Raw genomic sequence first — 23715 nt, forward strand, 5'->3', positions numbered from 1 at the left:
TTATTTGATTATAAAAAACGTCATATCGAGTGGTTTTTCGCAGTAAAACGAAGAAAAATTGTATCGAGATATACTAGAAAACACTATTTTTTTAATACGTCTTTGAGAGGAAGCATGACGCTGGAATCTGTTTCTTCCAACAACAGCAACGTTGTACTATAAACAAATTACTTCACTATAGTTCGTAATGACGAATCTTAGGTTATTTGATTATAAAAAACGTCATATCGAGTGGTTTTTCGCAGTAAAACGAAGAAAAATTGTATCGAGATATACTAGGAAACACTATTTTTTTAATACGTCTTTGCGAGGAAGCATGACGCTGGAATCTGTTTCTTCCAACAACAGCAACGTTGTACTATAAACAAATTACTTCACTATCGTTCGTAATGACGAATCTTAGGTTATTTGATTATAAAAAACGTCATATTGAGTGATTTTTCGCAGTAAAACGAAGAAACGAACAAAATTTAAAATGTAAAATTCAAAATGTAAAATGAAAAAGTATTTTCCCTAACACCTACAAAAACAAACTCGTAATCGCCAAAACCACCAATAACAGAAGTCCGATAATAAAGGCACCAATCAACTTTCCAGAAGCTTTGTCTTTTTCTTCTTTTGTTGCTTTTGAAAAAGTTTGATAACTCTTTTCATACCGTTTCTTAGAACCAAACAACAATGCTACAACAGCATAAATGATGACAATTAAAGGAATGGCTACAATTTTACTCATTGCTTTGCCCATACTTCTTCCAAATACTTTTCGCAATGGTTTCAATAGATCGTCGAGAATATCTTCAGAAATAAAATTTAAAATAATAATCGTCACAAAAAGGTAAATCAGAATGATTGCGGTGAACAATAAGTTTCCATAAAAACGTCCTTTTTGAACATCGTATCCTTTATTCTTTAATTCGGAATATTGACCTCCGTAAAGTGCATCGATAATATTCATATCATGTAAGTTTAGATTCTAAATTTCAAAAAAAATATGAAATTCTGCAACATGATTCCTGCAAATTTGTGTGCGTTGACTTTATTTCGAATAAAAAAGCAGGAACAACTTGTTTGTATTCCTGCTTGTTGGATCAAATTCTTTATTGATTTAGCACACTTGCCATCTACTGCATCCTGGACCTTTGCTGAAGCAAGCATTATCAAACGTGCACATAGGATTGTTAGAAGGTCCACAATTAAATGTATTACCTGTTCCTCCTTTAGTAGCTGCTACCTTAAAATTGCTAACAACGTTTTTACTAATAGCTAATTTACTTTTTAAATTTCTTTTTTTCATGATAGTTAATTTTTGTGGTTATTCTTATAAATTATAAAAAAGTAGAAAGAAGTATATATGGTTAAACCATAAAAAAGTGAAAGGAAATCAACATTTTTAAAAGAAAAACAAGCTATTTTCTTACTATACTAGTATCTCTCAAACCTATTGTAAAATCTAGCGTAAGCGGAATGTAGGCAAGAATAAAGAATAAAAAACACTATAATTTGCATGTTTTTTATAATTTATTGTCACATTGTAAAAACTGCTACGTCTTTAGAAATGTATAGCAATAACCAAAACCAAAAAGCGAACTCACAGTATGTCTCAAATTGAGCTCATCGAAAAGTGTAAGAATAACGACAGGAAAGCACAACTGCATCTGTACAGGCAGTATTGTGAAGGAATGTTTATTGTTGCCAACCGATTCTTGAAACATACAGAAGATGCCGAAGATGCCATGCAAGAAGCATTCATCAATGCATTTCAAAAGATCGATCAATACACCGCTGCAGTAAGTTTTGGAGCTTGGCTAAAAAAGATTGTCATTAATAAAAGTTTAGACAAATTACGCGCTAAACAGAATTATTATATCACCATTGACGAAGCGCAGCTAGAAGTAGTTGCCGACGAAGATAATTGGCAAACGAGTGATGAAACTACCTTGGAAGAAGTAAAAACTGAGATTGAAAATTTACCCGATAAATATCGAGTCGTCGTGATTTTATTCTTGTTAGAAGGATACGATCATCAAGAAATTTCAGAAATACTAAACATTTCAACAACAGCATCACGAACACAATTATTACGAGGAAAAAAGAAGTTACAACAAGCATTAAAAAAGAGAAGTCATGGGACAGGATATTAAAGATTTGTTGAAAAAAGAACAATTACATATTCAAAAAGAATTGTCTGACGGACATGAAGCTCGTTTTTTGGAACGATTGGAAGCTGCATTGCCTTTAGAAGAAGAACCGATTAAAAAACCGTCGTTTTCTTTCTATAAAATTGCCGCTGCCGTTGTTTTAATTTTCAGTTTAGGAGGATTGGCCTATCAACAATTAATAGAAAAACCAGCACTTCCAGATACTGAATTGACTGATACAAATACGCAAGATGAAAAGAAACCTTCTTTAACGAGTTTGGGCGATGTTTCTCCCGATTTAAAAAAGATAGAAGATTACTATGTGGCGAATATTAATTATGAATTGACACAGGTAGAAGTTTCTGAAATCGGAAAGCAATTGTTTGAAAGTTATATGCAAAAATTGTCGCAATTAAACGAAGAACATAAAGTGTTGCAGCAAGAGTTAACAGATATTGGACCCAACGAACAAACGATCAATGCAATGATTGACAATCTACAATTTAGACTGAAATTGTTATACCAATTAAAGGAAAAATTAAGTGAACTAAAAAAATCAGAAAACGATGCATAAATCAAAACGCATACAAAGTCTATTGATCGCACTATTGATCATTAGCTTTGGATATTCACAATCAAAAAAACGAACAAAGAAGGAAGTTTTTACTGTAAACAAAGACGTTACCTTAGATATTAATACATCTCATGCCGATGTAGAATTTGATACTTGGAATAAGAACAAAGTCGAAATCACGGCTACTATTGAAGTAGAAGATGCTACTGATGAAGAAGTAGAAGCATACATGAAAAAGTGGAACTTTAAAGCCATTGGAAACAGCGAAAAAGTAACTATTACTTCAAAAGGAAGTCATTCTTTATTTGGAAACTCTGGAGAATTTGTATTAGGAGAACCAATTATTATTGAACAATTAGAAACACCTCTTGTCATTGAAATGCCTGAACTGGCAGAAATGCCAGAGATTTCAGAAATGGTAGAGATTGTTGAAATTCCAGAATTGCCAATCACAGTTATTGAGTCGATGTCTGATTTAAAGTTTGACTATGAAGCTTTTGAGAAAGATGGAGAAGCGTATTTAGAAAAATGGAAAAAAGAATTCAAGTCTGACTTTGACGAGGAAAAGTTCAAAGAAAGCATGGAAAAATGGCAGAAGAAATTTCAAGCACAGCAAAAAAAGCGTGAGAAAGTGCTAGAAAAATTCATGGAAAAGCAGAAGGTTCGACAAGAAAAATTGGCAAAAGTACAAGAGAAAGCATTGGAAAAGGCAAAAGTCTACCAAGAGAGAGCTCTAGAAAAAGCAAAAATCTATCAAGAAAAAGCCTTAAAAAAGTTAGAAAAAGCCAGAGTACTTGAATTGAAAGGAAAAGCGCATATTAACAATGGACAACACGATAATATTTTCTTTTTATCTTCTGATGGAAAACATTTGAAAGTAAAGAAAACAATCAAAATTAAAATGCCTAAAAAAGCAAAGTTAAAACTCAATGTACGTCATGGAGAAGTAACCATTGCTGCAATAGGTGAAAATATGGATGCAAAGCTGTCACACGCAGCTTTGTACGCCAATGTGATTCAGGGTGCAAATACGACGATAGAAACGTCGTATGCACCTATTCATGTGACCAAATGGAATGACGGCGCATTGAAAGTAAATTTTGTTGAAAATGTAGATTTGCAAACGGTACAGAATATCAATTTAATGTCAAATTCTTCCAAAGTCAGTGTAGGAACGCTAGGAGAGAAGGGAATTATTAGTGGAACTTTTGGAAATTTATTGATTCACAATATTGGTGAAAACTTTAAAACCTTAGATATCATTTTAGAAAATACAGATGCGCGTATTCAATTACCTGCTTCTGCTTTTAAATTATATTATATTGGTTCTAGTTCTAAAATTTCATATCCAGAAACCGTGACAGGAACTGAAAATAAAACACAATTCAATACCATTGTTCGTGGATATCAAAAGAATGCAAATTCTGGTAGTGAAATCAATATCAATGCTAAGTATAGCAAGGTTTCACTCAATAAAAAGTCTTAATGTATTCGTTATAAGTTGCAAAAACAGCTAGTAACTAAATCAAGGTAAGTAAATCTTATTCTTTATTGCGTAGATAACAAGTCCAATTCTATTTTTTACATTCAGCTTTTCAAACAAAGCATCTCTATAGCCATCAATTGTTTTTGGACTCAAACACATTTGATCGGCAATTTGTTTATAGGTCATTTCCGTACAGACCAACTTCATAAACTCAATTTCATTCTCTTTCAATTTCGTTCCAGAACTTCCTTTTCCGTTCAACGAGCCAATTAAAATATTAGTAACATGTTTTGAATGATAAAATCCATTGGTAGTTACTTCATTTAAAGCCATTTCTAACACACTTTTTTCCACATCTTTCATCAAATATCCTTTAGCTCCAGCACGCAGCATTTGAATAATAGTACGTTCGTCTTCTTCAATAGAAAGTCCAATGACATCAATATTAGGGAAGTGTTCTGTAATCCAGGTAGTCGTTTCAATACCATTCATCAATGGCATGTTGATGTCCATGAGTACAATATCAGGAACATTCGTATTTTTTTCCTCCAAGCGTGTAATCAACTCTTTTCCGTTTTTACACAAATAGCTTACTTTAAAACGATCAAACGAATCTACTAAACCGCCAATGGCTTGCGATAGTAATACATGATCTTCTACGATGACAACTGAATATGTTTTCAATTTTTCTTGATTTTATATTTTAGCTCTTGGCTATTTGCCGCTAGCTTTTGATTAATTTTTATTTTGCTTATCAGTTTATAGGTTTAGATGTTTAAAAGTTTATTTTCCCTAACACCTAACACCTAACACCTAACACCCAACACCAGTCTAAAGATAATGAATAATCGTTAGTTGTGTCCCTTTTCCTACTTGTGATTCGAGTTCAATTTCGGCACCAATCAATTTTCCTCTATTCTTCATGTTTTGCAATCCGATTCCTTTATTGGGTTTTTCAACCGATTTGTCAAAGCCTTTTCCGTTATCTGTAGCAACAATCGTTAGTTTTTTGTCAGTATACTTCAGTTGAACATCTAGCTGTGAGGCTTTTGCATGTTTGATGGTATTTGAAAAGAACTCTTGTAAGATACGAAACAGAATGATTTCTGCTTTATCATCGATAATTTTTTCGTCACCATCAATGGTTAAAGTTGCTTCAATAAAATTCAGTCGATTGAAACGAGCTACTTCCAGACTTACAGCTTCGGGCAACATAATATTTTTCAATGCATCCGGATTGATCAATTTAGAAAGTGCGCGTAATTCTGTCAAACTCTTTGAAATGGTATCGCTTACACCCGAAATATCTTCATTACAATCTGCTAATTGATGCAATTGTATTTTGGCTAAGGTTAAGAGTTGTCCAATATTATCATGCAATTCCCAACTAATATTGCGCAAAGTTTGCTCACGAATCTCAATTTGAGTTTCTGCAATAGCATTTTCAAACTCACGTTGTGCTTGTTGTTTTTCAGTTAGGAGTTTATTCTTTCTCTTAATGAAAACTAAAAAAAGAATTATTATTATAATTACTAAAAATATAAATACAATAGCGGTGATTAATGCTATTGTTTCTTCTGCTTCTGTCCCCATATAAATCCAACTATGTAACAAATATTTAATAAATAAATAAGAATATAATAGAGTAGTAGGTTTGATTCCATATCAACATGTTCTATATAATATTCCCTAATTACCATATATGGAATTATTCCTATTTGAAATAAAAATAACCCAACACTAATCCAAAATAAAATTTCTTTCGAAACTAAGAGTATTCTCTCAGAATTAAGAATTTCAATAAGATAAAATAAAATACTAATTATCAGAACTATTGATCCATATATATAAGATATAGTTAATATTTGCTTGGTAAAATCTATAAAGAAAGCATTGATAATAAAAATTATAACATAACTTACTGTAAAGAAAAAGAGATATTTTTTAAACTTTACTTTTAATAAAGAAAGTCTATATATGTTCAATAGTAAGACAAAACTGATTAAACCATAGATATTATAAATTATAGCATTATACTTTAATTTCAATACGGCGTGTAAATACCAACCAAGTATTTCATTTAAAACTATATACCATAACAATGGAAGTATAAATTTCAAATGTGATGATTTATATTTATAGAAATAGATTGTGGCAACAATTGCAGTTAAAATCTCAATATATAGACTTCCTTTTTGTAATAATGATGTTATATTGTTCAATTATAGAAATTTAAATAATTAATTTCTTGGTGGAGGACTTAATTGTCCCATATTAAAAGATAAACTTGTTTTATCATCATCATCATCATTTTCTGCTGCATTCGCTGATTTTTGTGTAGTATTTCCTTTTGCTTCTTGTGATTTTCTATTAGCTAAATTATTATTGGCCAAGAATGCTCGTTCATCAGGGTTTAGGTACTGATCAATTAATAATCGTGCAATAACTTTATATTGTCCAACTAATGGATCACTTGCATTTGTTGGTTTTATAAAGAATGGCAAATTATTCATATTTGAATTATTATCATTCAATTTAGCATCTACCGTAGGTGTTAAGAAAACCGTTTGTTGCCTTGGATATTCATCATTACTGGCATTATGAGCTCCAAAATATATTCTTATTCCAGAAATACGGTCATTATTAGGATTTTTTTGCTGTACAGCTTCCAAATAACTTATATATTGTTTTATTCTATCATATTCAAACCATACAAATTGTGTATCTAAGAAGTCATCTCCCATGGCATTGTTAATCGCTGTATAATGGTCTCCAACATAGTTTTCATGAAGATTGATAGCGTCATTCACAGAAATAATTCCTCCTGGAGTTTCGCTTGTTGGAGCACAAGCACTTGTATTTGGTGGACAGTCAGGGCAGTCAGGGCATTTCTCACAGAAATATTCTTTACAAACAAAGAAACCAATGGCCGCTCCTATAATTAAAGGCGCAATGGTGCGTACTAAATTTTTCATAAGGGTTGTAGTTTTGTTAGTCTTTTTTAATTTGTGTTAAAATTAGCCAATCTTTTTAGAAAAAAAATTGTAAATCAAAAATTGGGTGTTTTTCCCTTTTTACAAAAAGTGGTAAATTGAATAATTTTAAGAAAAAGACTACATAATTAAGTTTGAAAGAAAATTGGAGGTAATTGTAGTTGAGAGGAAATAATTAGATAGGCTTGGAGGAAATAATCTAATTAATTGGTAACTGGCGGAGGCGATAATTGCCCCATATTGTATGCTAAACTTTCATCTTCTTCGTTGTCAGTAGCATCGTTTTTGTGGAAATCATCATTTTTTAGAACATCATTTAAAAGTGTTCCTTTGGTATTGATGATGGTTTGATTTTGTGTACTAGCCGCTAAAAATACGGTTTGCGCATTGGATTTCAATTCTAAATCAGGATTCTTATCATACACACCAAAAAACACATCAATTCCTGTAATATCAAGATGGTGTTTGTTTGATTTCTTTTTTAGATAGGTAATATATGCGTTGATTTCATCCAAAGAATACCAAACTGCTTTTGTATAAAAATCTCTCGGTACTTTTACAGCTATTTGTTCAATATAGTTTGCTTGATACCTGTTAAACATAGTGACAGCTTCATTAAATGAAAGGTAACCTTCCGTAGAAAGTATTAAGTTTTCATCGTTTCCAGTTGTTTTACTAGCTAATAAAAACGTATCAATATGCCTAAAAGTCAAAAATTGATCATTCTCAATCGTAAATGATTCTTGATAATCTAATTCAGCATTTCTAGTAGATGGCATCATAAACGTAGTACGTTCTCCATGCGCATCTGTACCAAACACAAAGCTAACTCCTGTAATTGGAATCTTCTTTGAAACCGCTACTTTTTCTAAATGTTGTATGTAATTTGTCAGTACATCCAACTCAAAATGAATGGCTTTGTCTTCAAAAGTAGTTTTCGATTTTCCAATGGAAGAGAGTCTGGTTGTGTGGTCGTTGTTGAAAAGAGTTGCTGCTTTTACAGTTGAAATGATCTTTTCGGGTTTCTCTAGCGCAGCATTGAGTTGCGCTTCTTCTGTTTGCTGATTTGTTTCGCAACTTAGGAATAATGGAATACACACCAATCCTAAAGAAACAAATGCAGTCATTTTTTTCCTCATGGTTATAGTTTTACGATGTTAAAGTGTAAAGTCGCGACTTGATATGTAATTACAATGACAAAAGTAGGAAAATCTCGCAATCGTTTTCGTGAAGTTGTGTGAATGTCATTTTTTTATGTGTAATTGTCATATTTCCATAAGAAAATGCAAAAAAGGATAGAAGAAAGGTTTATTAATTTAGAATGAGCTACTATTTTTAATTAATAATTCACTCATTATTAATTATTTACGTTTTCAAAACTAAAAAACCGATAACAAAAGTTATCGGTTTTTTTAGTATGTTATGTGTATACTATTGAGAAGTCGTATAGTATACTTTTATATGTATTTAGTGACTTCCTTTCTTCAATAATTCAGGAAATTTCTTTTGGAATCGTTTTAGTCTAGGAATCGAAACACCTTTGATATACGGATTGTTTGGGTTTCTAGCTTCGTAATCTTGATGATAATCTTCAGCATCGTAAAACGCAGTGTATTTAGCAATTTCTGTAGTGATCGTTCCACGGAATACGTTTTCCTTTTTCAATTGTGCGATGTACGTATCCACAATTTTCTTTTCGCCATCATTTTTATAGAAAATCGCCGAACGGTATTGTCTTCCTGCATCAGGACCTTGTCTGTTTAAAGTAGTTGGATCGTGAGAACCGAAAAATACTTTGACTAAGGTTTCATACGAAACTACTTTTGAATCGTAATATACTTTTACTGCTTCCGCGTGATCTGTTCTACCAGCACTTACCAATTGGTAATTAGCCGTTTCAGCTTTTCCACCAGCATAACCCGATACTACTTCTTTTACACCTTTTACACTTTCAAAAATAGCTTCTACACACCAAAAACATCCACTTGCAAAATAGGCAGTTTCATACTTGTTTAGTTGGTCTTGTGTAAATTGTTCTTTCTGTATGGTATTGGTCGTACTTGTATTTGAATTACAGCTTAAGGTAAAAAATACAATAGCAATCAAAGGCAAATAAATAGATTTCATAGCAATTAAATTAGTTTTTGTATCAGTCGTACACAATTTTAAAACTTACGCTAAAAAAATGGCGGAACTGGATTTTAAATTTTCATAGTTGCAAAGATACGAATTGGATGTTAGACTTTTTAGATGGTTAGACTTGCTTAGATTATTAGACTTTCTTAGATGATTAGACTAGTTTAGATTTTTAGACTGAGGCTCTCGAAGTCTACATAACACAAAAACGATTGCCTTTCTTAAGAAAAACAATCGTTTCAGCATTTTGATTAACTAACTGGTTTTTTGATTGATGCAGTCGTTTAGTTTTGATGAATAAGCTTCTTTGTGACAAAGAAACCTGTGAATAAAGCTGTTCCACCCATTAAGAAAATAGTTCCTGGATATGCTACTCCTTCAGGTAATAATAATACACGATGAAGCATGTAGCCTATAAAGATGCCCAATCCGATGCCCATCATTAAAATGGCAAAATTGATGACTAATACTTTCCACGTAGGTGTTAATGATTTTTTTGCATTGAAAAACATGGAAGCGTCTCCACCTTTTTCTATCAATGCCAAACGTTCTTTGTTTCTTGATGAAATGTATAAATAATACATTCCGAAAATGACTCCAAAAATTGCTGGTACTATAATTACTTCTGATCCCATACTAATATTTTTTTAAGTTTAGTTTTTGTATTTGCCCATTATGACGAACGGTTTTTTGTTTCGGTTACAAAAAATTTAATTTTTTTTCATTTTAATGTTTTTCTAAACTAAAATTATGTAGGTTCATACTAGTGTTTAACTACAGATGAAAGATAAAAACACCTAATATTAAATGCCCAAGATCCAATACCTAAAATAAAATCTAAAAAAACTGTAACCAAAACAAAAAAGTGATCGTCTTAACTACAAATGACTCAAAACACTGACCAAGATTATATACATCAGATACGTTCTGGAAACGTAAATGCATATTCGGCACTTGTAACAAAGTATAAGAATATGGTGTTCACGTTGGCATTGCGTATGGTTGGGAATAGGGAAGATGCTGAAGAAGTTTCCCAAGATACTTTTGTAAAAGCCTATAAATCTTTAGGATCATTTAAAGGAACGTCTAAATTTTCTACATGGTTGTATAGAATTGTTTACAATACAAGTCTGGATTATATTAAAAAGAACAAAAGAGTCGTTTTGTCTGAACATATTGATGAGATTAACGAATCAGATATTGGAAGCATGCAAAATGCTTTAACGTATATTGAAGCAAAGGAGAAAAAAGAAACGATAGAAAAAGCGTTGTTGCAGTTGCCAGAAGAAGAACGTGTGTTATTAACCTTGTTTTATTTTGAAGAATTATCGCTGAAAGAAATCTCAGAAATTGTCAAAATATCGTATGATAATGTAAAAATTAAACTGCATCGCAGTCGTAAAAAGTTATTTCATATTTTAAAAAATGTTGTAGAACCTATATATTTGAATCATGGAAGCAGAAAATAAGAAGTTAGATCAATTTACAAAAGGTGTGTTGCAAGACGCTGGTTTGGCTAGCCCTTCTACAGATTTCTTAGCCAATGTTATGGCAGCAGTTTCCATTGAAGAAGTACCTATTAAAGTCTATAAACCTTTGATTACCAAAGTTGGTTGGCTTATTATTGGTGCTTTATTCTTGATTTTTGCGTTTGTGTTGACACGTTTTTCATTAGGCTTCTCCATTTTAGGCGATTGGAATTTGTCAAGCTTAGTCATTGAAAAATACGAACCAAAAGTAGATATTCCTATAACTTACGCATATTGCTTCTTCTTTTTATTAGTTTTTGTGGTGATTCAAGTGAAAATGATCCGAAAGCAATTGGATAAGAATTTCCATAATTTATCTTAGTATAGTAAAACACAATTCTTAATATCATTAGGCTACGCTGGAACTTTTATAGCAACCCACATTTTTTCTAAAAAAGAAAAATATATTGTTGCTAAAAAGCTGATGACAAAATATATCGCCATTAATAGACTTCCATACTGAAAATAAACATCAATTCCGTACCAACCTTTTAAAGTAAGAATTGCAAAAAGCCCTAATACAATTTTTGCTGTTTCAAATACAATCGTGTACTTATATCTATCTAGTAAACTTGTGTAGCTGTAAATTCCAACAAAGACAATTATTCCATACAATACCAACATGCTATAACCATTAGTTTTCAGAATGTTTCCAAAATTATAAAATAAAAATAGCATTAGCAGTATGGTAATTAGCAACTGAATTACAGACCAAACTTGTAATGCAAAGGAAGTAGTGGTACTATATTTTTTAAAAGAATAAACGTTTTCTATGATAGTTATAGGATATTTTGATTGTACATCTTTTGGACGCCAACCTGTAGGCATCAACCAAATTCTAAATTTGTCATAATAACTTTTGGTGTGCCATGCATCTTTTAGTAATCGCCATAAATGTTGAAAATTGATGAGTATCGGATTCCAAGTTGCCGCAGGTTTTAGAACTCCAAAAACGGGTGGTACATCATCGAGTTCTTCTTGGAATGTTCCAAATATACGATCCCAAATACAAAAAACAGCTGCCAAATTTTTATCAATATATTCTGGATTGATTGCATGATGTACTCGATGTTGTGAAGGCGTGACAATGATATATTCCAAAACACCTAGTTTTCCAATATGTTTGGTATGATACCAAAACTGTGCAAATAGATGAATTGGCGTTAAAATAGCTATGATTTTATACGGAATTCCTACCAATGCAGCCGGAATTAGTAATAAAGGAAAATAACCCAGAATATTTGAAATAGACTGTCGTAATGCACAGGCTAAATTGAATTCTTCACTGCTATGATGAATTACGTGTTGATTCCAAAAGAAGTTTATTTTATGACTCAATCTGTGGTTCCAATAGCTTGCAAAGTCAATAGCAATAAAGGCTAGGAGATAGGCATGCCAAGTTTCAGAAATAGAAAAAATTGCTAAACTTTCTAATAAGAAAGGATATGAAATTAAAATAACGGCTAAACCTAATGAATCTTTTATAATACTTGTTAAGCCAGAGCTGATACTAGAAATTGTATCATTAATTGTATGTGTTTGATTTTTGACAAAATACCCATAAGCAATTTCAGTAATCACCAAAAGAGAAAAGAAAGGAATTGCATATAAGAGTGCATTGGCGTAGGCTTCCATAGAATTAACAATTTTGCTTAAAATTAATATTTTTTTTCAAATTATTATGCATGCATTGCAATTTAGCTATTGTTTGCTTGATGAATGATTTGATTATCTCTTTTGCTACCAACCAGCCGTACTTAGTTTTGGGTTAAATAAAGGCTATATCCCGAAAAGTCCATTAATAAAAAGAGTACGTAAATAATATTTAAAGAAACGATTAACAATTATCAATAAAAATGAAAGCCTTAATAAGTTTTAAGTAAAACAATACAATTCCGTGAATTGTAATAAACCTCACTATTGTTTGAAAGATACATTTGCTACTTTTATGCCAACAAATTCAAATAAAACGAGATTCATGAAGAATATAAATACATTACTCCTTTTTTTATTTCTTAGTTTAAATGCTTTTTCGCAGACAACAGATGTCATTACAGGATTGACGCAACCAATTTCTTTAGTCTTTAATGGAAATACATTGTATTATGCTGAATATAATGGAGGCGATGGAAAAATTTCAGCGATTGATGTAGATGCTGCAATTGTACCAGTCGAAATAGTGCAGAATACTGATTGGGCAATTGGTTTAATTTTTAAAGATGATGATTTATACTTCGGACAACTTATAGGAAACAATATCTCTAAAATAGCAACAGACAATATTGCTCTTGGAGTCACTGAAATTATCTCAAACATTCGACTTTATGACTTTGCGTTGCAAGGTTCGACTTTATATATTTCTGCATATATCCAAAATAAAATTTATAAAATTGATATTTCATCTCCAAATCCTACGCTTATAGAGGTTGTTGATGGATTGTCAACACCTTACGGGATCGCTTTGCATAATGATGAATTGTATATTGCAGAATATGATGGAAACAGAATTAGTAAGATAAACATCACCGAATCGAATCCGATGGTTCAAGAAGTGATAAGTAATGTTTCTAGTCCATCAGGATTATGTTTTGCAGGAAATATTCTTTTCATTGCGGAGGCAGATGGCAATAAAATATCACATATCAATGTTTCATCGAATCAAACTTCAACTACAGAAACGGTTTCAAATGTTTCTGAACCTAGTGGCTTGGCCATTTATAATAATGAGTTGTACATAACGGAATACAATGAAAATAAAATTTCTAAAGTTAATATTACATCGATACTTTCCACAGAAGACATCATAGAACAAAACAATACAGTTAGCGTATTTCCAAACCCTACAGCAAATTTTATCAAGATCACTGGATTAAAAGAACAGAAAAAATATAAAATATTTACAATCAACGGCGCGAAGGTAAGTGACGGACTTATAAATGATAACCAAACAATAGATACTAGTATGTTATCTGCAGGAATGTATATTTTACACTTAGAGAATAGTGATCGTTTAAAGTTTATCAAAAAATAAAAACTGATATTCAGAAGAATACCTGACAAGTCCGAAAACTTGCCAGATATATTTGGTGTATTAGTGTATTAAATTAATTATTGTTTCATGATTCTTCTGATTGTGATTGCTCCATGAACATCCGTAATTTTCATCATATAAATTCCTGTTTGAAATTTTGATAGATCAATCTCAGTATTGCTAATACCTTCTTTTTCAATTCTCTGAGTGAATACAGAAATACCAGTAATTGTATAAATTTCAATTGTTTTTTCTAGTGTATTACTAAATTGAACCGTCACAATTCCTTTTGTAGGATTTGGATAGATTTTAATTTCTCCTAATGATTGATCATGTGGTAGACTTGCATTTTTATTGTTTACAGGATCAATCCGATCAATATTAGTATTGTTAGTTGCAACTCTAGAAGTCACGTAATATTCCCCTGTACAACCTTCAATATGTCCTCTAAAATTAGCATTTTCAACAAAAAAGCCATGCGTCATTAAAACCTGCTGACCTGCATGGTAATCTGCAATGGCATTGTTGGAAATATAATTCCTTGCTGTAATTCCAATTTCTGCTTCTTCATTATCTAAACTTGAATTGACATTATTGGTAATTGTCAAATAATTAAGACAACAAATTTCCAAGCAACTAGCATTTTGCACAAAACTTCTAATAACGTTACCAGGTTGTGCTCCGAAACCTTCATTGAAATTAATTCCGGTTGCTTGCAAATGACAATAGCTCATTATGGTACCACCAGCAGCAGGAAAATCAGGATTAACAGTATCAAGACAGTTTTCACCTTCTATTGGTCTTCCTGTTTGAAATTGGAAGAAACTACCACAATGATCTATTGCTGTGTTGTTGCCATTCCAAACACATGCATGTGTATGTCGTGAACCAAAAAGATGTCCAAATTCATGTGCTATTACATATACATTCCAACTGTAAAGCGGGAATAATGTCACGGTATCATTTAAGTTTGCTGAGACAGAAAGACTATTATCTGAATTACTATTGCACAGACCATTAAAACCAGCAGCTCTACCGCCACCAGCATTTCTAAATGTCAATAATTGTCCTAAGTCTCCATAAAAATTCCCTAGATTATTTTGAAATTGTTGCAGTAAATCTGCTGTATTTGTAGCCGTATACGGATCTGTAGTGTCCCATATTTTAATTAAAGAAAGTCGCGTGTTTATATTTTCATTTTCGTAAATAGCTGCAACTTGATTAAAAACTCCGACAACATAATCTTCTACATTGCCAAGACTTCCAAGATCATCAAATATATCAAATTCCGTTTCAAAATAGAGTTCTACACATGGTTCATTAGCCATTTTTGCAACTCCATTTTGATTAAATAAGGTATTGTAATCATAGCCTTTAAAATTGTTGTCATCATCTATTTCACATTCAAAACTAGGTTTCTTTTTCAAATTTGTAATTTCATAAGCAATGAAGCTTTGTGAACCTTTTAGCTTTGCTATGGTGTAATTTGTTTCATTCGAAGAAATAGTACCAATAATATTGTTTTTATAAAAGCTAATCGCGACTAAACTATTGGGATCGTTTTTAATAATTCCTCTAAAGTGTTTCGTATGTATATTTGGCATGCGATCTTCTCCGCTACTGGTTACAATTTGATAATCATAAAAGGATTTTTCGACCTCTAATAGTTCTAAAACGATTGTTTTGTTCCCTAATGGCAGCGTTAACGCACATAATTTTTGATCATTTTGTAAGATTGCTGTTGCTTCATATTGTAAAAAATGCACATCTTTCGTATTATCAAACTGTTTCAGAACCTCAGTATTTTTATAGTTTTCTTTTGAAAAAACGCTGAGTTCAAGAATGTTTTTTGTTTCCTCTTTTGCTAGTTGAACCTTTTTATATATTGGGTTTTGAGCAACAATTGCATAAGAAAAGAATAGTATACATATATGTATTAATTGATTAAAAGTTTTCATAATTTAAAATTTATCTTGTTAAACTATGAGTGATTAGTTAGAAGATTTGTCTTCTAAAGCTTTCAATCTTTTTTCTAAAGCAATAATGTAAAGTGTCAATTCTTCAATTTTTTCTTGCTGTATTTTGGTAATATCTCCAAGTTCTATTCCATCAGTTTCTACTTTTTTAGCAGAAGGTACATTAGGCAAATGCCCGTTTTCTTTGATAAAAGTTTCTACTTCGCTTAGCGGTTTTAATTTATATTCTTTGTCAAATACATAATCGGCCCAATCGGTTCTCACACGTACTTCTTTGGCTAAAATTCCTCCATTTACATACAGTTTGTAATTGGTTAATTGTGTACTTCCAATATTTCCGATGGCATAAGGTGTTCCTATGACTACATTTTCAGCATCTGGTCGTACAGAAAAAAATGCGCTCAAAACGCCACTTCCATTTAGAGTACTTGCGCCTACACACAGCCATTTTTTTACGTTAAAATGATCAGATACTTCTTGTTGTCCATTGATGGTAATTCTATTAATAGAAAAATCACCATGTACGAGTGGCGTAGTCGTATTGGAATTATCTATGTATAATTTATTACTTCCAGTTTCATTATAGCCAGCTTCTTTTCCTAGAAATACATTTCCTGATCCAGAAATGTTTTGATATCCAGAACGATATCCAAAAAAGGTATTATTGCTTCCCGTAGTATTGTTAAACCCAGAAGAACTTCCCGTAAATGTATTGTATGAACTAGTAGTGTTTTTATATCCAGAAGAAATACCGATAAAAATATTATTTCCTCCAGAGGTATTAAATCTTCCTGCGCCACTCCCTATAAAAACGCCGCCAGAACCGTAATTTACATCGCCAGCACTATTTCCTACAAAAGTATTGGAATAGCCAGAAGATCCACCTGTATTTTCCCCAAAATAGGTGCTTCCGTAATTTGATGTTGCTGCATTTAATCCTGCTGATGTAATTCCACTTCCAGGTGTGTAAACTGTGCTTTGCCCCATAAGCAACATTGGTAAACTAATTAGGGCGAGTAAGAGTAAGTTAATTTTCTTCATGGTAAATTGGTGTTTGGTTAATATTCGTATTTGTTATAGCTAAAACTAGACTTAATAATTTTTCCGTGAAGTAGAAATAAACCTCTATATTTTAGGGTTTTAACATCCTTTTTGTAAAAAAATGTTTCTTATTTTTTAAAAACGAAAAGTTCAGAAACTGTATAATCTTACGGTAAATCTTTTACACAAAATCATCACAGCAATTTTTGATAAACGCAAAAAACTCCCATGTTTCCATGAGAGTTTTGTATTGTAAAAGTACACTTCGACTCCGCTTAGTGCATTGTATTTGGACTTATAAAAAAATAGAAAGTGTTATTTTTTGTTTTCAACCTCCGCAGCCACCGCAACCTCCGCAACCGCCACAGCCAGCGCAAGCACTGAAACCGCCATCTGAGCCACAACCATCATCGCTTGAAGCACCTTCAAATCCATGTATAGATTCTATAAAAGGCATAAAGTCAGTATCATTGAGCGAAATTAGATCAAACTGATTTTTTGTGACATTATGATTGTATAAGCTTGTATAGCTTAAGTTTCCGTAGAGAACAGTTGAATTTGCGGATTTAAAATTTGGTTTTTCTTTTTCTATTTTTTCAAAGACTTCCGTTGGAATTTTAGGAATTAGAACAATATTTCCTTGGATTGATAGTAGTATTTCAACAGCATTTTTAGTCTTTCTACTGGCATTTATTTTAATGCGTCTTAGTTCTCTTGTAATTTCTTTTTGCGCATTAATTCCTGCTTCCGTAATGACTCTTACCCCTAACAATCTTTGAAAAAAGTTTGATTTGAAATATGGTTTCATGCGTTCGTCGGTATACACATATTTTAACTTGTATTCTTCACTATTTTTTACCTTTTCAAAGGCAGCTTTTAAAAGATTGGAGAGACTTATTTGTAAAGTATCATCTTTTGAGAATATTGCAACAAATATAGATTCGTGCTTTAACGGTTGATAGGTTCTATATGCTTTTCCGATACGTATAATTGGGTTTTTATTTTCCTCTTCTGTAGCTTTAGGATCGGGTAGTATTTCAAGTACTTCTTTTAAAAGTAAATCAAGAAAAGTAACTCTTGCCAATGTGTCAATTTTGATTTTTGGATCTTCAAGAAGTAATACTTCGGCAGGAGATAACTCAATTAATTCTTTTATCATATTTTTTTAAATTTTGGAAACACCCAATTTCTGTGAAGATTAACTCTTCTAAAGTTTTTTTCTCCAAATCTAATTTTGGAAGAAGGCCATATATCAGTTGGTACATTTTTTTTAAATATTGTTACATACAATTCTTTGGTTTTTTCATACCAATCGTTAAACTTTTCTTTTTCGTTAGCTCCACCTTTCGTGGGACCATGATGAATTTCTCGCTCTAATATATGTTGACAAAATTCTGTCCAATACGATCTGGTATATAAAAGATGCAAATGCCATACTTGGTCTACTTGATCGGATGGAGTTAACGGATGATCAGCAATACAAATGAGAAACATAAACTTTTTATATTCATGAATTGCTCTCACTCCATATTCATATTTCCAACCATTTTCTCTGCAAAGTCTGTCTGTAAATGTAAATGTGGATTGAGAATCATCCAATTGGAATGCTTCTATTTTATTCCATAAAGTTTTTTGTTCTGAAGTCATTGATATGTGGAAAATACTGTAGTTTTTATACGCATAAAGTGCATATTTATTGGGTTGTATTAATATATGTATGCACAGGATTTGCCAAAGCTTCTGAGTACGTCATTTTTTTAATGGTTACATTTTCATATGGATGACCTTGTCCCATTACCCAAACGAGTGTATTGGGCATTCTACAATTTAGCGGAACTTTTTCGGTAGCTACCATTAACAATCCGCCACCGTCCATCATACCAATTCCATACCCAACATGAATATGAATTTTTTTAGGATATAAACTTCCAAAAACGACGCCTCTTATTTTAAAATTTGCTTCCAAATCTATTTAAGTCTGTACGTTTTAAATCTACAATATTCTTAAACAATCGCAAAGTTTTACGGTTTAGAATTGATGGAAAACAAAAACTCCCACGTTTCCATGAGAGTTTTTGTATGCTTATAGTACACTGAGCAGAGTCAAAGTGTACTATTATGTATTTGTCAAAACTATTCTTCAACCAATACCCATTGTCCTTTGCTGATCAATGGTTCTGCTTGTTTGAATTTTACAGTTTTGTTTTCACCAGTCATCACGTTTTTGATCGTTACACGTTCGTTACGTCCAATTTTTGGCTTGTCGCGCGTAATTGTTTCCGTTATTTGCGGACGTTGTTGTGATTGTTGCATTGCAGCGCGTTGTGCCGCTTCTTTTTCATCACTGTTTAATACTTCTTCTTTCGTAGTTGTATAGTTGTCCTTTTTACGTTTTTGCTCACGAGCTTCACGAACACGATCAGGATTGTTATCGGCTAATCCTCCTTTGAATAAGAACGATAATATTTCACGATTTACCTTATCAATTACTTCTTTAAATAATTCGAATGCTTCAAACTTATAAATCAATAATGGATCTTTTTGTTCGTGAACGGCTAACTGAACCGATTGCTTCAATTCGTCCATCTTACGCAAGTGTGTTTTCCAAGCATCATCAATAATTGCAAGAGAAATATTCTTCTCAAAATCGTTGATCATTTGCTTTCCTTCCGATTCGTATGCTTCTTTTAAGTCACTAATTACGTTTAATTCTTTCGTTCCATCCGTAAACTTAACAACAATACGTTCGTATTTATTCTCTGGATTTTCATACACATCTTTGATCACTGGATATACCATTTCGGCATTGATTTCCATTTTCTCATTATAGCTTCTAAACGCTTCTGTATATACTTTTCCAATGATTTCTTCTTCCGTCATTGTCCCAAATTGCTCTTCTGTCACAGGACTTTCGATAGAGAAGTAGCGGTATAACTCAAACTCAAAGTTTTTAAAGTCACTCGCTGCTTTGTTTGTTTGGATAATGATTTCGGTAGTATCATATACCATATTCGAAATATCTACCTTTAAACGCTCTCCATGTAAGGCGTGACGACGACGTTTGTATACGACTTCACGTTGAGCATTCATGACATCATCATATTCTAAGAGACGCTTACGAATTCCGAAGTTATTTTCTTCTACTTTCTTCTGCGCACGTTCAATAGATTTGGTCATCATTGAGTGCTGAATTACTTCACCTTCTTTCAGTCCCATTCTGTCCATCATCTTTGCAACTCTGTCAGAACCAAATAAACGCATTAGGTTATCTTCTAAAGACACATAAAACTGTGAACTTCCTGGATCTCCTTGACGACCTGAACGACCACGTAACTGTCTATCTACACGACGGGAATCATGACGTTCTGTACCAATAATGGCCAAACCACCAGCGGCTTTTACTTCGTCACTCAACTTAATATCGGTACCACGACCTGCCATGTTTGTTGCAATAGTAACCTGTCCTGGACGACCAGCTTCGGCAACAATATCTGCTTCACGTTGGTGTAATTTCGCATTTAATACATTGTGAGGAACTTTACGAATAGAAAGCATTCTTCCTAACAATTCCGAAATTTCTACCGAAGTAGTACCAATCAATACAGGTCTTCCTTGTTTCGACAATTCAGTTACCTCATCAATAATGGCGTTGTATTTTTCACGTTTCGTTTTGTAGATTAAATCTTCTCTGTCCTTACGTGCAATAGGTCTGTTTGTTGGAATTTCGATTACATCCAACTTATAGATCTCCCATAATTCTCCTGCTTCTGTAATTGCCGTACCTGTCATTCCAGAAAGTTTACGATACATTCTGAAATAGTTCTGTAAAGTAATGGTAGCAAAGGTTTGTGTAGCGTCTTCAATTTTTACATTTTCTTTCGCTTCAATCGCTTGGTGTAATCCGTCAGAATAACGACGACCATCCATAATACGACCTGTTTGCTCATCTACAATCTTCACCTTGTTGTCCATCACAACGTATTCCACATCTTTCACAAAAAGGGTATACGCTTTCAACAACTGATTCATGGTGTGAATACGCTCACTTTTTACTTGAAACTCACTAAATAATTGCTCTTTTAGCTCAATTTCTTTGTCTTTTTCAAGCTCTTGTGCTTCAATTTTGGCAATTTCTCCACCAATATCTGGCATGACAAAGAATTCTTTATCGTTACTTCCTACCGATAAATATTCAATTCCTTTGTCTGTTAAATCAATTTGATTGTTCTTTTCTTCAATCACGAATAACAATTCTGCATCTACTTTGTGCATTTCGCGATTGTTGTCTTGCATGTAAAAGTTCTCCGTTTTTTGAAGTAATTGTTTGATTCCTTCTTGACTTAAGAACTTGATTAATGCTTTATTTTTAGGTAAACCTCTGTACACTCTTAATAATAAGAATCCACCTTCTTTAGTTTCCCCGTCTTTGATTAATTTCTTTGCTTCTGCTAAAACACCTGTTAAGTATTGACGTTGCTTTTGAACAATGTCAGATACTTTTGGCTTTAACTCGTTGAATTCGTGTAAATCTCCTTGCGGAATTGGTCCAGAAATGATCAATGGTGTACGTGCGTCATCGACTAATACAGAATCGACCTCATCGACAATGGCATAGTTGTGTGGACGTTGTACTAAATCATTTGGTGAGTGCGACATATTATCACGTAAGTAATCAAAACCAAATTCATTATTGGTACCATAAGTGATGTCTGCTAAATAAGCTTTTCTTCTAGCTTCCGAATTCGGTTGATGGTAATCAATACAATCAATCGATAATCCGTGGAATTGGAAGATAGGTGCCATCCATGCGCTATCACGTTTTGCTAAGTAGTCATTCACGGTTACTAAGTGAACTCCTTTCCCTGGCAAGGCATTTAAGTATACTGAAAGTGTGGCTACTAAAGTTTTACCTTCACCAGTTTGCATCTCTGCAATTTTTCCTTGATGCATGGTAATACCACCAATTAACTGTACGTCATAGTGAATCATGTCCCAAGTAACTTGCTTTCCGGCAGCATCCCAAGAGTTTTGCCAAATCGCATTATCGCCATCTAAAGTTACATATTCATGCATTCCAGACAACTCTCTGTCATACGGAGTTGCAGTTACATTTAGTTCAGTATTGTTTGTAAAACGTTTCGCCGTTTCTTTTACCACTGCAAAAGCTTCTGGTAAGATTTCAAATAAAACGCCTTCAGAAAGATCATATTCTTCATCTCTCAGTTTATCAATTTCTTGATAAATATCTTCTTTACGCTCAATATCTGAGATAGTTTCAGCTTCTTCTTGTAATGCTATAATTTTAGCATTTACTTCTTTGCACGCTTCTGTGATGCGCGACTTAAAGTGTGTTGTTTTAGCTCTCAACTCGTCAAGCGTTAACTGCGATAGTTGTTGCTCGTGTGCCTTTATTTGGGTAACAAGTGGTTGGATAAGCTTAATGTCTTTCTTGGATTTATCTCCAACAAACATTTTTAACACTGAATTTAAAAAACTCATGGTGTATGTGGTTTTATATTAAACCAAAAAAAAAGCCTCGTTAATGGAGACTTTTTTCCTTGCTTAAATTTGTTTTAATATTCATCTTCGTTCCAGAGGTAATCTTCCTCTGTTGGGTAATCAGGCCATATTTCTTCAATAGATTCATAAGAATCTCCTTCATCTTCAATTGATTGCAAATTTTCTACAACTTCTAATGGAGCTCCAGTTCTAATTGCATAATCGATCAACTCATCTTTTGTAGCTGGCCAAGGCGCATCACTTAAATGCGATGCTAATTCTAATGTCCAATACATATTCTTCGATATTAATTTTTTGCAAAAATAAATTTTTAAATGAAAAAGTCAAGTAAAAAAATCATTATTTACACATTATTTTTAAGAACGTTTTTTCAAGGATGTTTATTCCTCTAATTTACAGCTGTTTACGAATTCTTTTTAGGAATCCATTTTATTTCGTTCGCTTGTAAGTCATTCGACAACTTTCGTGCCAATACAAAAAGATAGTCAGAAAGTCGGTTTAGGTACTTTAAAGTATGTTCGTCAAAAGGCTCTATTTCATAAAGTGCTGATGCTAAACGCTCTGCTCTTCTGCAAACACAACGCGCAATGTGACAGAATGACACAGTTTGATGTCCGCCAGGTAATACAAAGTGCGTCATTGGTGGCAATGCATCATTCATGGTATCCATTTCTCTTTCTAAAACCGCAATATTAGCTTCTGAGATTCTAGGAATGTTTAAGCGATCTTTTCCGTTTTTTAAAGTTGCCTTTTCAGGATCTGTCGCTAAGACAGCACCAACGGTAAATAGTAAATCTTGAATTTCCATCAATACATTTTGGTAATGTGGATTGATATCTTGATCGCGAATTAAACCAATATATGAGTTCAATTCGTCCACAGTTCCGTAACTATCAATGCGGATATGATGCTTTGGAACACGTGTTCCGCCAAATAGGGCAGTGGTTCCTTTATCACCAGTTTTTGTATAAATTTTCATTCTTTTCTTTTTCTTTTTTTGAGAGATCTAGTTTCTCTTCGTTTTTTGGTATGCGTATATATAAGCAACAGCAAAGACCACAATACCAATAAGAATTACTCTAACAGTCATATTTTTTTGTTTTATGCTTTGCTATTATCAGTTTACTTTTTTTCGTCTTTGTTACAATCAGTAAGGAAAAACTAGATATTTTACTTGTCTTTCTTTTCTTCGTTTTCCTTTTTTGTATAGTAATCAATTATTTTTTTACCGATTTTTTTGTTGGACAGATACACAAAGAAAAGTCCAACACTTACAGCTACTGGTAATAAC

Annotated in this window: 23 protein-coding genes; 6 read left to right on the plus strand and 17 right to left on the minus strand. The window is 32.7% G+C overall.

The annotated features are described in order from the left end of the window. Positions 1-520 precede the first annotated feature (520 nt). Together Q0845_RS17370 and Q0845_RS17375 are read right to left on the minus strand one after the other, a co-directional pair. Positions 521-955 (minus strand): hypothetical protein, encoded by a 435-nt coding sequence (locus Q0845_RS17370; RefSeq protein WP_298515934.1) that lies wholly within the window; start codon positions 953-955, stop codon positions 521-523. Positions 956-1105: 150 nt separating this feature from the next. After that, positions 1106-1294 (minus strand): hypothetical protein, encoded by a 189-nt coding sequence (locus Q0845_RS17375; protein WP_298515936.1) that lies wholly within the window; start codon positions 1292-1294, stop codon positions 1106-1108. A 301-nt stretch (positions 1295-1595) separates the two neighbouring features. On the opposite strand from Q0845_RS17375, the gene Q0845_RS17380 reads away from it, so the two are divergent. Genes Q0845_RS17380 through Q0845_RS17390 form a run of 3 tightly spaced genes read left to right on the plus strand, consistent with a single transcriptional unit; the run spans position 1596 to position 4198 of the window. Then, positions 1596-2141 carry a sigma-70 family RNA polymerase sigma factor gene (locus tag Q0845_RS17380; RefSeq protein WP_298515937.1) on the plus strand — a complete coding sequence of 182 codons (546 nt, stop codon included), beginning with the start codon at positions 1596-1598 and terminating at the stop codon, positions 2139-2141. Continuing rightward, on the plus strand, positions 2125-2712 hold the full coding sequence (locus tag Q0845_RS17385) for a hypothetical protein (RefSeq protein ID WP_298515939.1): 588 nt from the start codon (positions 2125-2127) through the stop codon (positions 2710-2712). Before Q0845_RS17380 ends, Q0845_RS17385 begins: the two co-directional genes overlap by 17 nt. Further along, a complete protein-coding gene (locus Q0845_RS17390; RefSeq protein WP_298515941.1) occupies positions 2705-4198 on the plus strand; it encodes a hypothetical protein in 1494 nt (497 codons plus the stop codon). The genes Q0845_RS17385 and Q0845_RS17390 overlap by 8 nt, the downstream gene beginning before the upstream one ends. A gap of 39 nt (positions 4199-4237) precedes the next feature. Here Q0845_RS17390 and Q0845_RS17395 read toward each other — a convergent pair whose 3' ends face one another. From Q0845_RS17395 to Q0845_RS17420, 6 genes are all read right to left on the minus strand, one after another. Then, complete coding sequence (locus Q0845_RS17395) at positions 4238-4882, minus strand: response regulator transcription factor (RefSeq protein WP_298515943.1); 645 nt, start codon at positions 4880-4882, stop codon at positions 4238-4240. 147 nt (positions 4883-5029) lie between these two features. After that, positions 5030-5791: an ATP-binding protein gene (locus Q0845_RS17400; RefSeq protein ID WP_298515945.1), complete on the minus strand. Its 762-nt coding sequence runs from the start codon at positions 5789-5791 to the stop codon at positions 5030-5032. A gap of 647 nt (positions 5792-6438) precedes the next feature. Further along, positions 6439-7173: a hypothetical protein gene (locus tag Q0845_RS17405; protein WP_298515947.1), complete on the minus strand. Its 735-nt coding sequence runs from the start codon at positions 7171-7173 to the stop codon at positions 6439-6441. 221 nt (positions 7174-7394) lie between these two features. Further along, complete coding sequence (locus Q0845_RS17410) at positions 7395-8330, minus strand: hypothetical protein (protein ID WP_298515949.1); 936 nt, start codon at positions 8328-8330, stop codon at positions 7395-7397. A gap of 328 nt (positions 8331-8658) precedes the next feature. Then, positions 8659-9318: a peptide-methionine (S)-S-oxide reductase MsrA gene (gene msrA / locus Q0845_RS17415; RefSeq protein ID WP_298515951.1), complete on the minus strand. Its 660-nt coding sequence runs from the start codon at positions 9316-9318 to the stop codon at positions 8659-8661. Between the two features lie 293 nt (positions 9319-9611). Next, a complete protein-coding gene (locus tag Q0845_RS17420) occupies positions 9612-9962 on the minus strand; it encodes a DUF6249 domain-containing protein (protein ID WP_298515953.1) in 351 nt (116 codons plus the stop codon). 249 nt (positions 9963-10211) lie between these two features. On the opposite strand from Q0845_RS17420, the gene Q0845_RS17425 reads away from it, so the two are divergent. Both Q0845_RS17425 and Q0845_RS17430 read left to right on the plus strand, forming a co-directional pair. Continuing rightward, entirely contained in the window at positions 10212-10796 is a 585-nt protein-coding gene (locus Q0845_RS17425) for a sigma-70 family RNA polymerase sigma factor (protein WP_298515955.1), read from the plus strand. Beyond that, positions 10780-11178, plus strand: a complete 399-nt coding sequence (locus Q0845_RS17430) for a hypothetical protein (RefSeq protein WP_298515957.1) — start codon at positions 10780-10782, stop codon at positions 11176-11178. The genes Q0845_RS17425 and Q0845_RS17430 overlap by 17 nt, the downstream gene beginning before the upstream one ends. Positions 11179-11210: 32 nt before the next feature. On the opposite strand, the gene Q0845_RS17435 is transcribed toward Q0845_RS17430, so the two are convergent. Then, positions 11211-12491, minus strand: coding sequence for a sterol desaturase family protein (locus Q0845_RS17435; RefSeq protein WP_298515959.1), 1281 nt, complete (start codon positions 12489-12491; stop codon positions 11211-11213). Positions 12492-12834: 343 nt separating this feature from the next. Between Q0845_RS17435 and Q0845_RS17440 the strand changes: the two genes are divergently transcribed. Continuing rightward, positions 12835-13887, plus strand: a complete 1053-nt coding sequence (locus Q0845_RS17440) for a T9SS type A sorting domain-containing protein (RefSeq protein WP_298515961.1) — start codon at positions 12835-12837, stop codon at positions 13885-13887. Between the two features lie 77 nt (positions 13888-13964). On the opposite strand, the gene Q0845_RS17445 is transcribed toward Q0845_RS17440, so the two are convergent. From Q0845_RS17445 to Q0845_RS17480, 8 genes are all read right to left on the minus strand, one after another. Further along, positions 13965-15845: a zinc-dependent metalloprotease gene (locus Q0845_RS17445; RefSeq protein WP_298515962.1), complete on the minus strand. Its 1881-nt coding sequence runs from the start codon at positions 15843-15845 to the stop codon at positions 13965-13967. 33 nt (positions 15846-15878) lie between these two features. Beyond that, positions 15879-16904, minus strand: a complete 1026-nt coding sequence (locus Q0845_RS17450; RefSeq protein WP_298515964.1) for a hypothetical protein — start codon at positions 16902-16904, stop codon at positions 15879-15881. A gap of 328 nt (positions 16905-17232) precedes the next feature. Continuing rightward, positions 17233-18063 carry a hypothetical protein gene (locus Q0845_RS17455; RefSeq protein ID WP_298515966.1) on the minus strand — a complete coding sequence of 277 codons (831 nt, stop codon included), beginning with the start codon at positions 18061-18063 and terminating at the stop codon, positions 17233-17235. Next, complete coding sequence (locus Q0845_RS17460) at positions 18060-18551, minus strand: hypothetical protein (protein ID WP_298515968.1); 492 nt, start codon at positions 18549-18551, stop codon at positions 18060-18062. The genes Q0845_RS17455 and Q0845_RS17460 overlap by 4 nt, the downstream gene beginning before the upstream one ends. Positions 18552-18597: 46 nt before the next feature. Continuing rightward, entirely contained in the window at positions 18598-18870 is a 273-nt protein-coding gene (locus Q0845_RS17465; protein WP_298515970.1) for a hypothetical protein, read from the minus strand. Positions 18871-19037: 167 nt separating this feature from the next. Beyond that, entirely contained in the window at positions 19038-22403 is a 3366-nt protein-coding gene (gene secA / locus Q0845_RS17470) for a preprotein translocase subunit SecA (protein ID WP_298515972.1), read from the minus strand. A gap of 74 nt (positions 22404-22477) precedes the next feature. Beyond that, the gene (locus tag Q0845_RS17475) at positions 22478-22699 is read right to left on the minus strand and encodes a DUF2795 domain-containing protein (protein ID WP_007093625.1); all 222 of its coding nucleotides are present in this window, start codon (positions 22697-22699) and stop codon (positions 22478-22480) included. Between the two features lie 128 nt (positions 22700-22827). Then, the gene (locus Q0845_RS17480; protein ID WP_298515978.1) at positions 22828-23403 is read right to left on the minus strand and encodes a cob(I)yrinic acid a,c-diamide adenosyltransferase; all 576 of its coding nucleotides are present in this window, start codon (positions 23401-23403) and stop codon (positions 22828-22830) included. Between the last annotated feature and the right edge of the window lie 312 nt (positions 23404-23715).

This window comes from uncultured Kordia sp. (assembly GCF_947489565.1).
Classification (GTDB): domain Bacteria; phylum Bacteroidota; class Bacteroidia; order Flavobacteriales; family Flavobacteriaceae; genus Kordia.

Coding starts and splice junctions, on each gene's coding strand:
- Q0845_RS17405 (WP_298515947.1), bottom strand. CDS start 7,173: ATGAAAAATTTAGTACGCACCATTGCGCCTTTAATTATAGGAGCGGCC.
- Q0845_RS17455 (WP_298515966.1), bottom strand. CDS start 18,063: ATGATAAAAGAATTAATTGAGTTATCTCCTGCCGAAGTATTACTTCTT.
- Q0845_RS17445 (WP_298515962.1), bottom strand. CDS start 15,845: ATGAAAACTTTTAATCAATTAATACATATATGTATACTATTCTTTTCT.
- Q0845_RS17460 (WP_298515968.1), bottom strand. CDS start 18,551: ATGACTTCAGAACAAAAAACTTTATGGAATAAAATAGAAGCATTCCAA.
- Q0845_RS17435 (WP_298515959.1), bottom strand. CDS start 12,491: ATGGAAGCCTACGCCAATGCACTCTTATATGCAATTCCTTTCTTTTCT.
- secA (WP_298515972.1), bottom strand. CDS start 22,403: ATGAGTTTTTTAAATTCAGTGTTAAAAATGTTTGTTGGAGATAAATCC.
- Q0845_RS17440 (WP_298515961.1), top strand. CDS start 12,835: ATGAAGAATATAAATACATTACTCCTTTTTTTATTTCTTAGTTTAAAT.
- Q0845_RS17390 (WP_298515941.1), top strand. CDS start 2,705: ATGCATAAATCAAAACGCATACAAAGTCTATTGATCGCACTATTGATC.
- Q0845_RS17475 (WP_007093625.1), bottom strand. CDS start 22,699: ATGTATTGGACATTAGAATTAGCATCGCATTTAAGTGATGCGCCTTGG.
- Q0845_RS17380 (WP_298515937.1), top strand. CDS start 1,596: ATGTCTCAAATTGAGCTCATCGAAAAGTGTAAGAATAACGACAGGAAA.
- Q0845_RS17425 (WP_298515955.1), top strand. CDS start 10,212: ATGACTCAAAACACTGACCAAGATTATATACATCAGATACGTTCTGGA.
- Q0845_RS17385 (WP_298515939.1), top strand. CDS start 2,125: ATGGGACAGGATATTAAAGATTTGTTGAAAAAAGAACAATTACATATT.
- Q0845_RS17375 (WP_298515936.1), bottom strand. CDS start 1,294: ATGAAAAAAAGAAATTTAAAAAGTAAATTAGCTATTAGTAAAAACGTT.
- Q0845_RS17420 (WP_298515953.1), bottom strand. CDS start 9,962: ATGGGATCAGAAGTAATTATAGTACCAGCAATTTTTGGAGTCATTTTC.
- Q0845_RS17370 (WP_298515934.1), bottom strand. CDS start 955: ATGAATATTATCGATGCACTTTACGGAGGTCAATATTCCGAATTAAAG.
- Q0845_RS17400 (WP_298515945.1), bottom strand. CDS start 5,791: ATGGGGACAGAAGCAGAAGAAACAATAGCATTAATCACCGCTATTGTA.
- Q0845_RS17450 (WP_298515964.1), bottom strand. CDS start 16,904: ATGAAGAAAATTAACTTACTCTTACTCGCCCTAATTAGTTTACCAATG.
- Q0845_RS17410 (WP_298515949.1), bottom strand. CDS start 8,330: ATGAGGAAAAAAATGACTGCATTTGTTTCTTTAGGATTGGTGTGTATT.
- Q0845_RS17480 (WP_298515978.1), bottom strand. CDS start 23,403: ATGAAAATTTATACAAAAACTGGTGATAAAGGAACCACTGCCCTATTT.
- Q0845_RS17430 (WP_298515957.1), top strand. CDS start 10,780: ATGGAAGCAGAAAATAAGAAGTTAGATCAATTTACAAAAGGTGTGTTG.
- msrA (WP_298515951.1), bottom strand. CDS start 9,318: ATGAAATCTATTTATTTGCCTTTGATTGCTATTGTATTTTTTACCTTA.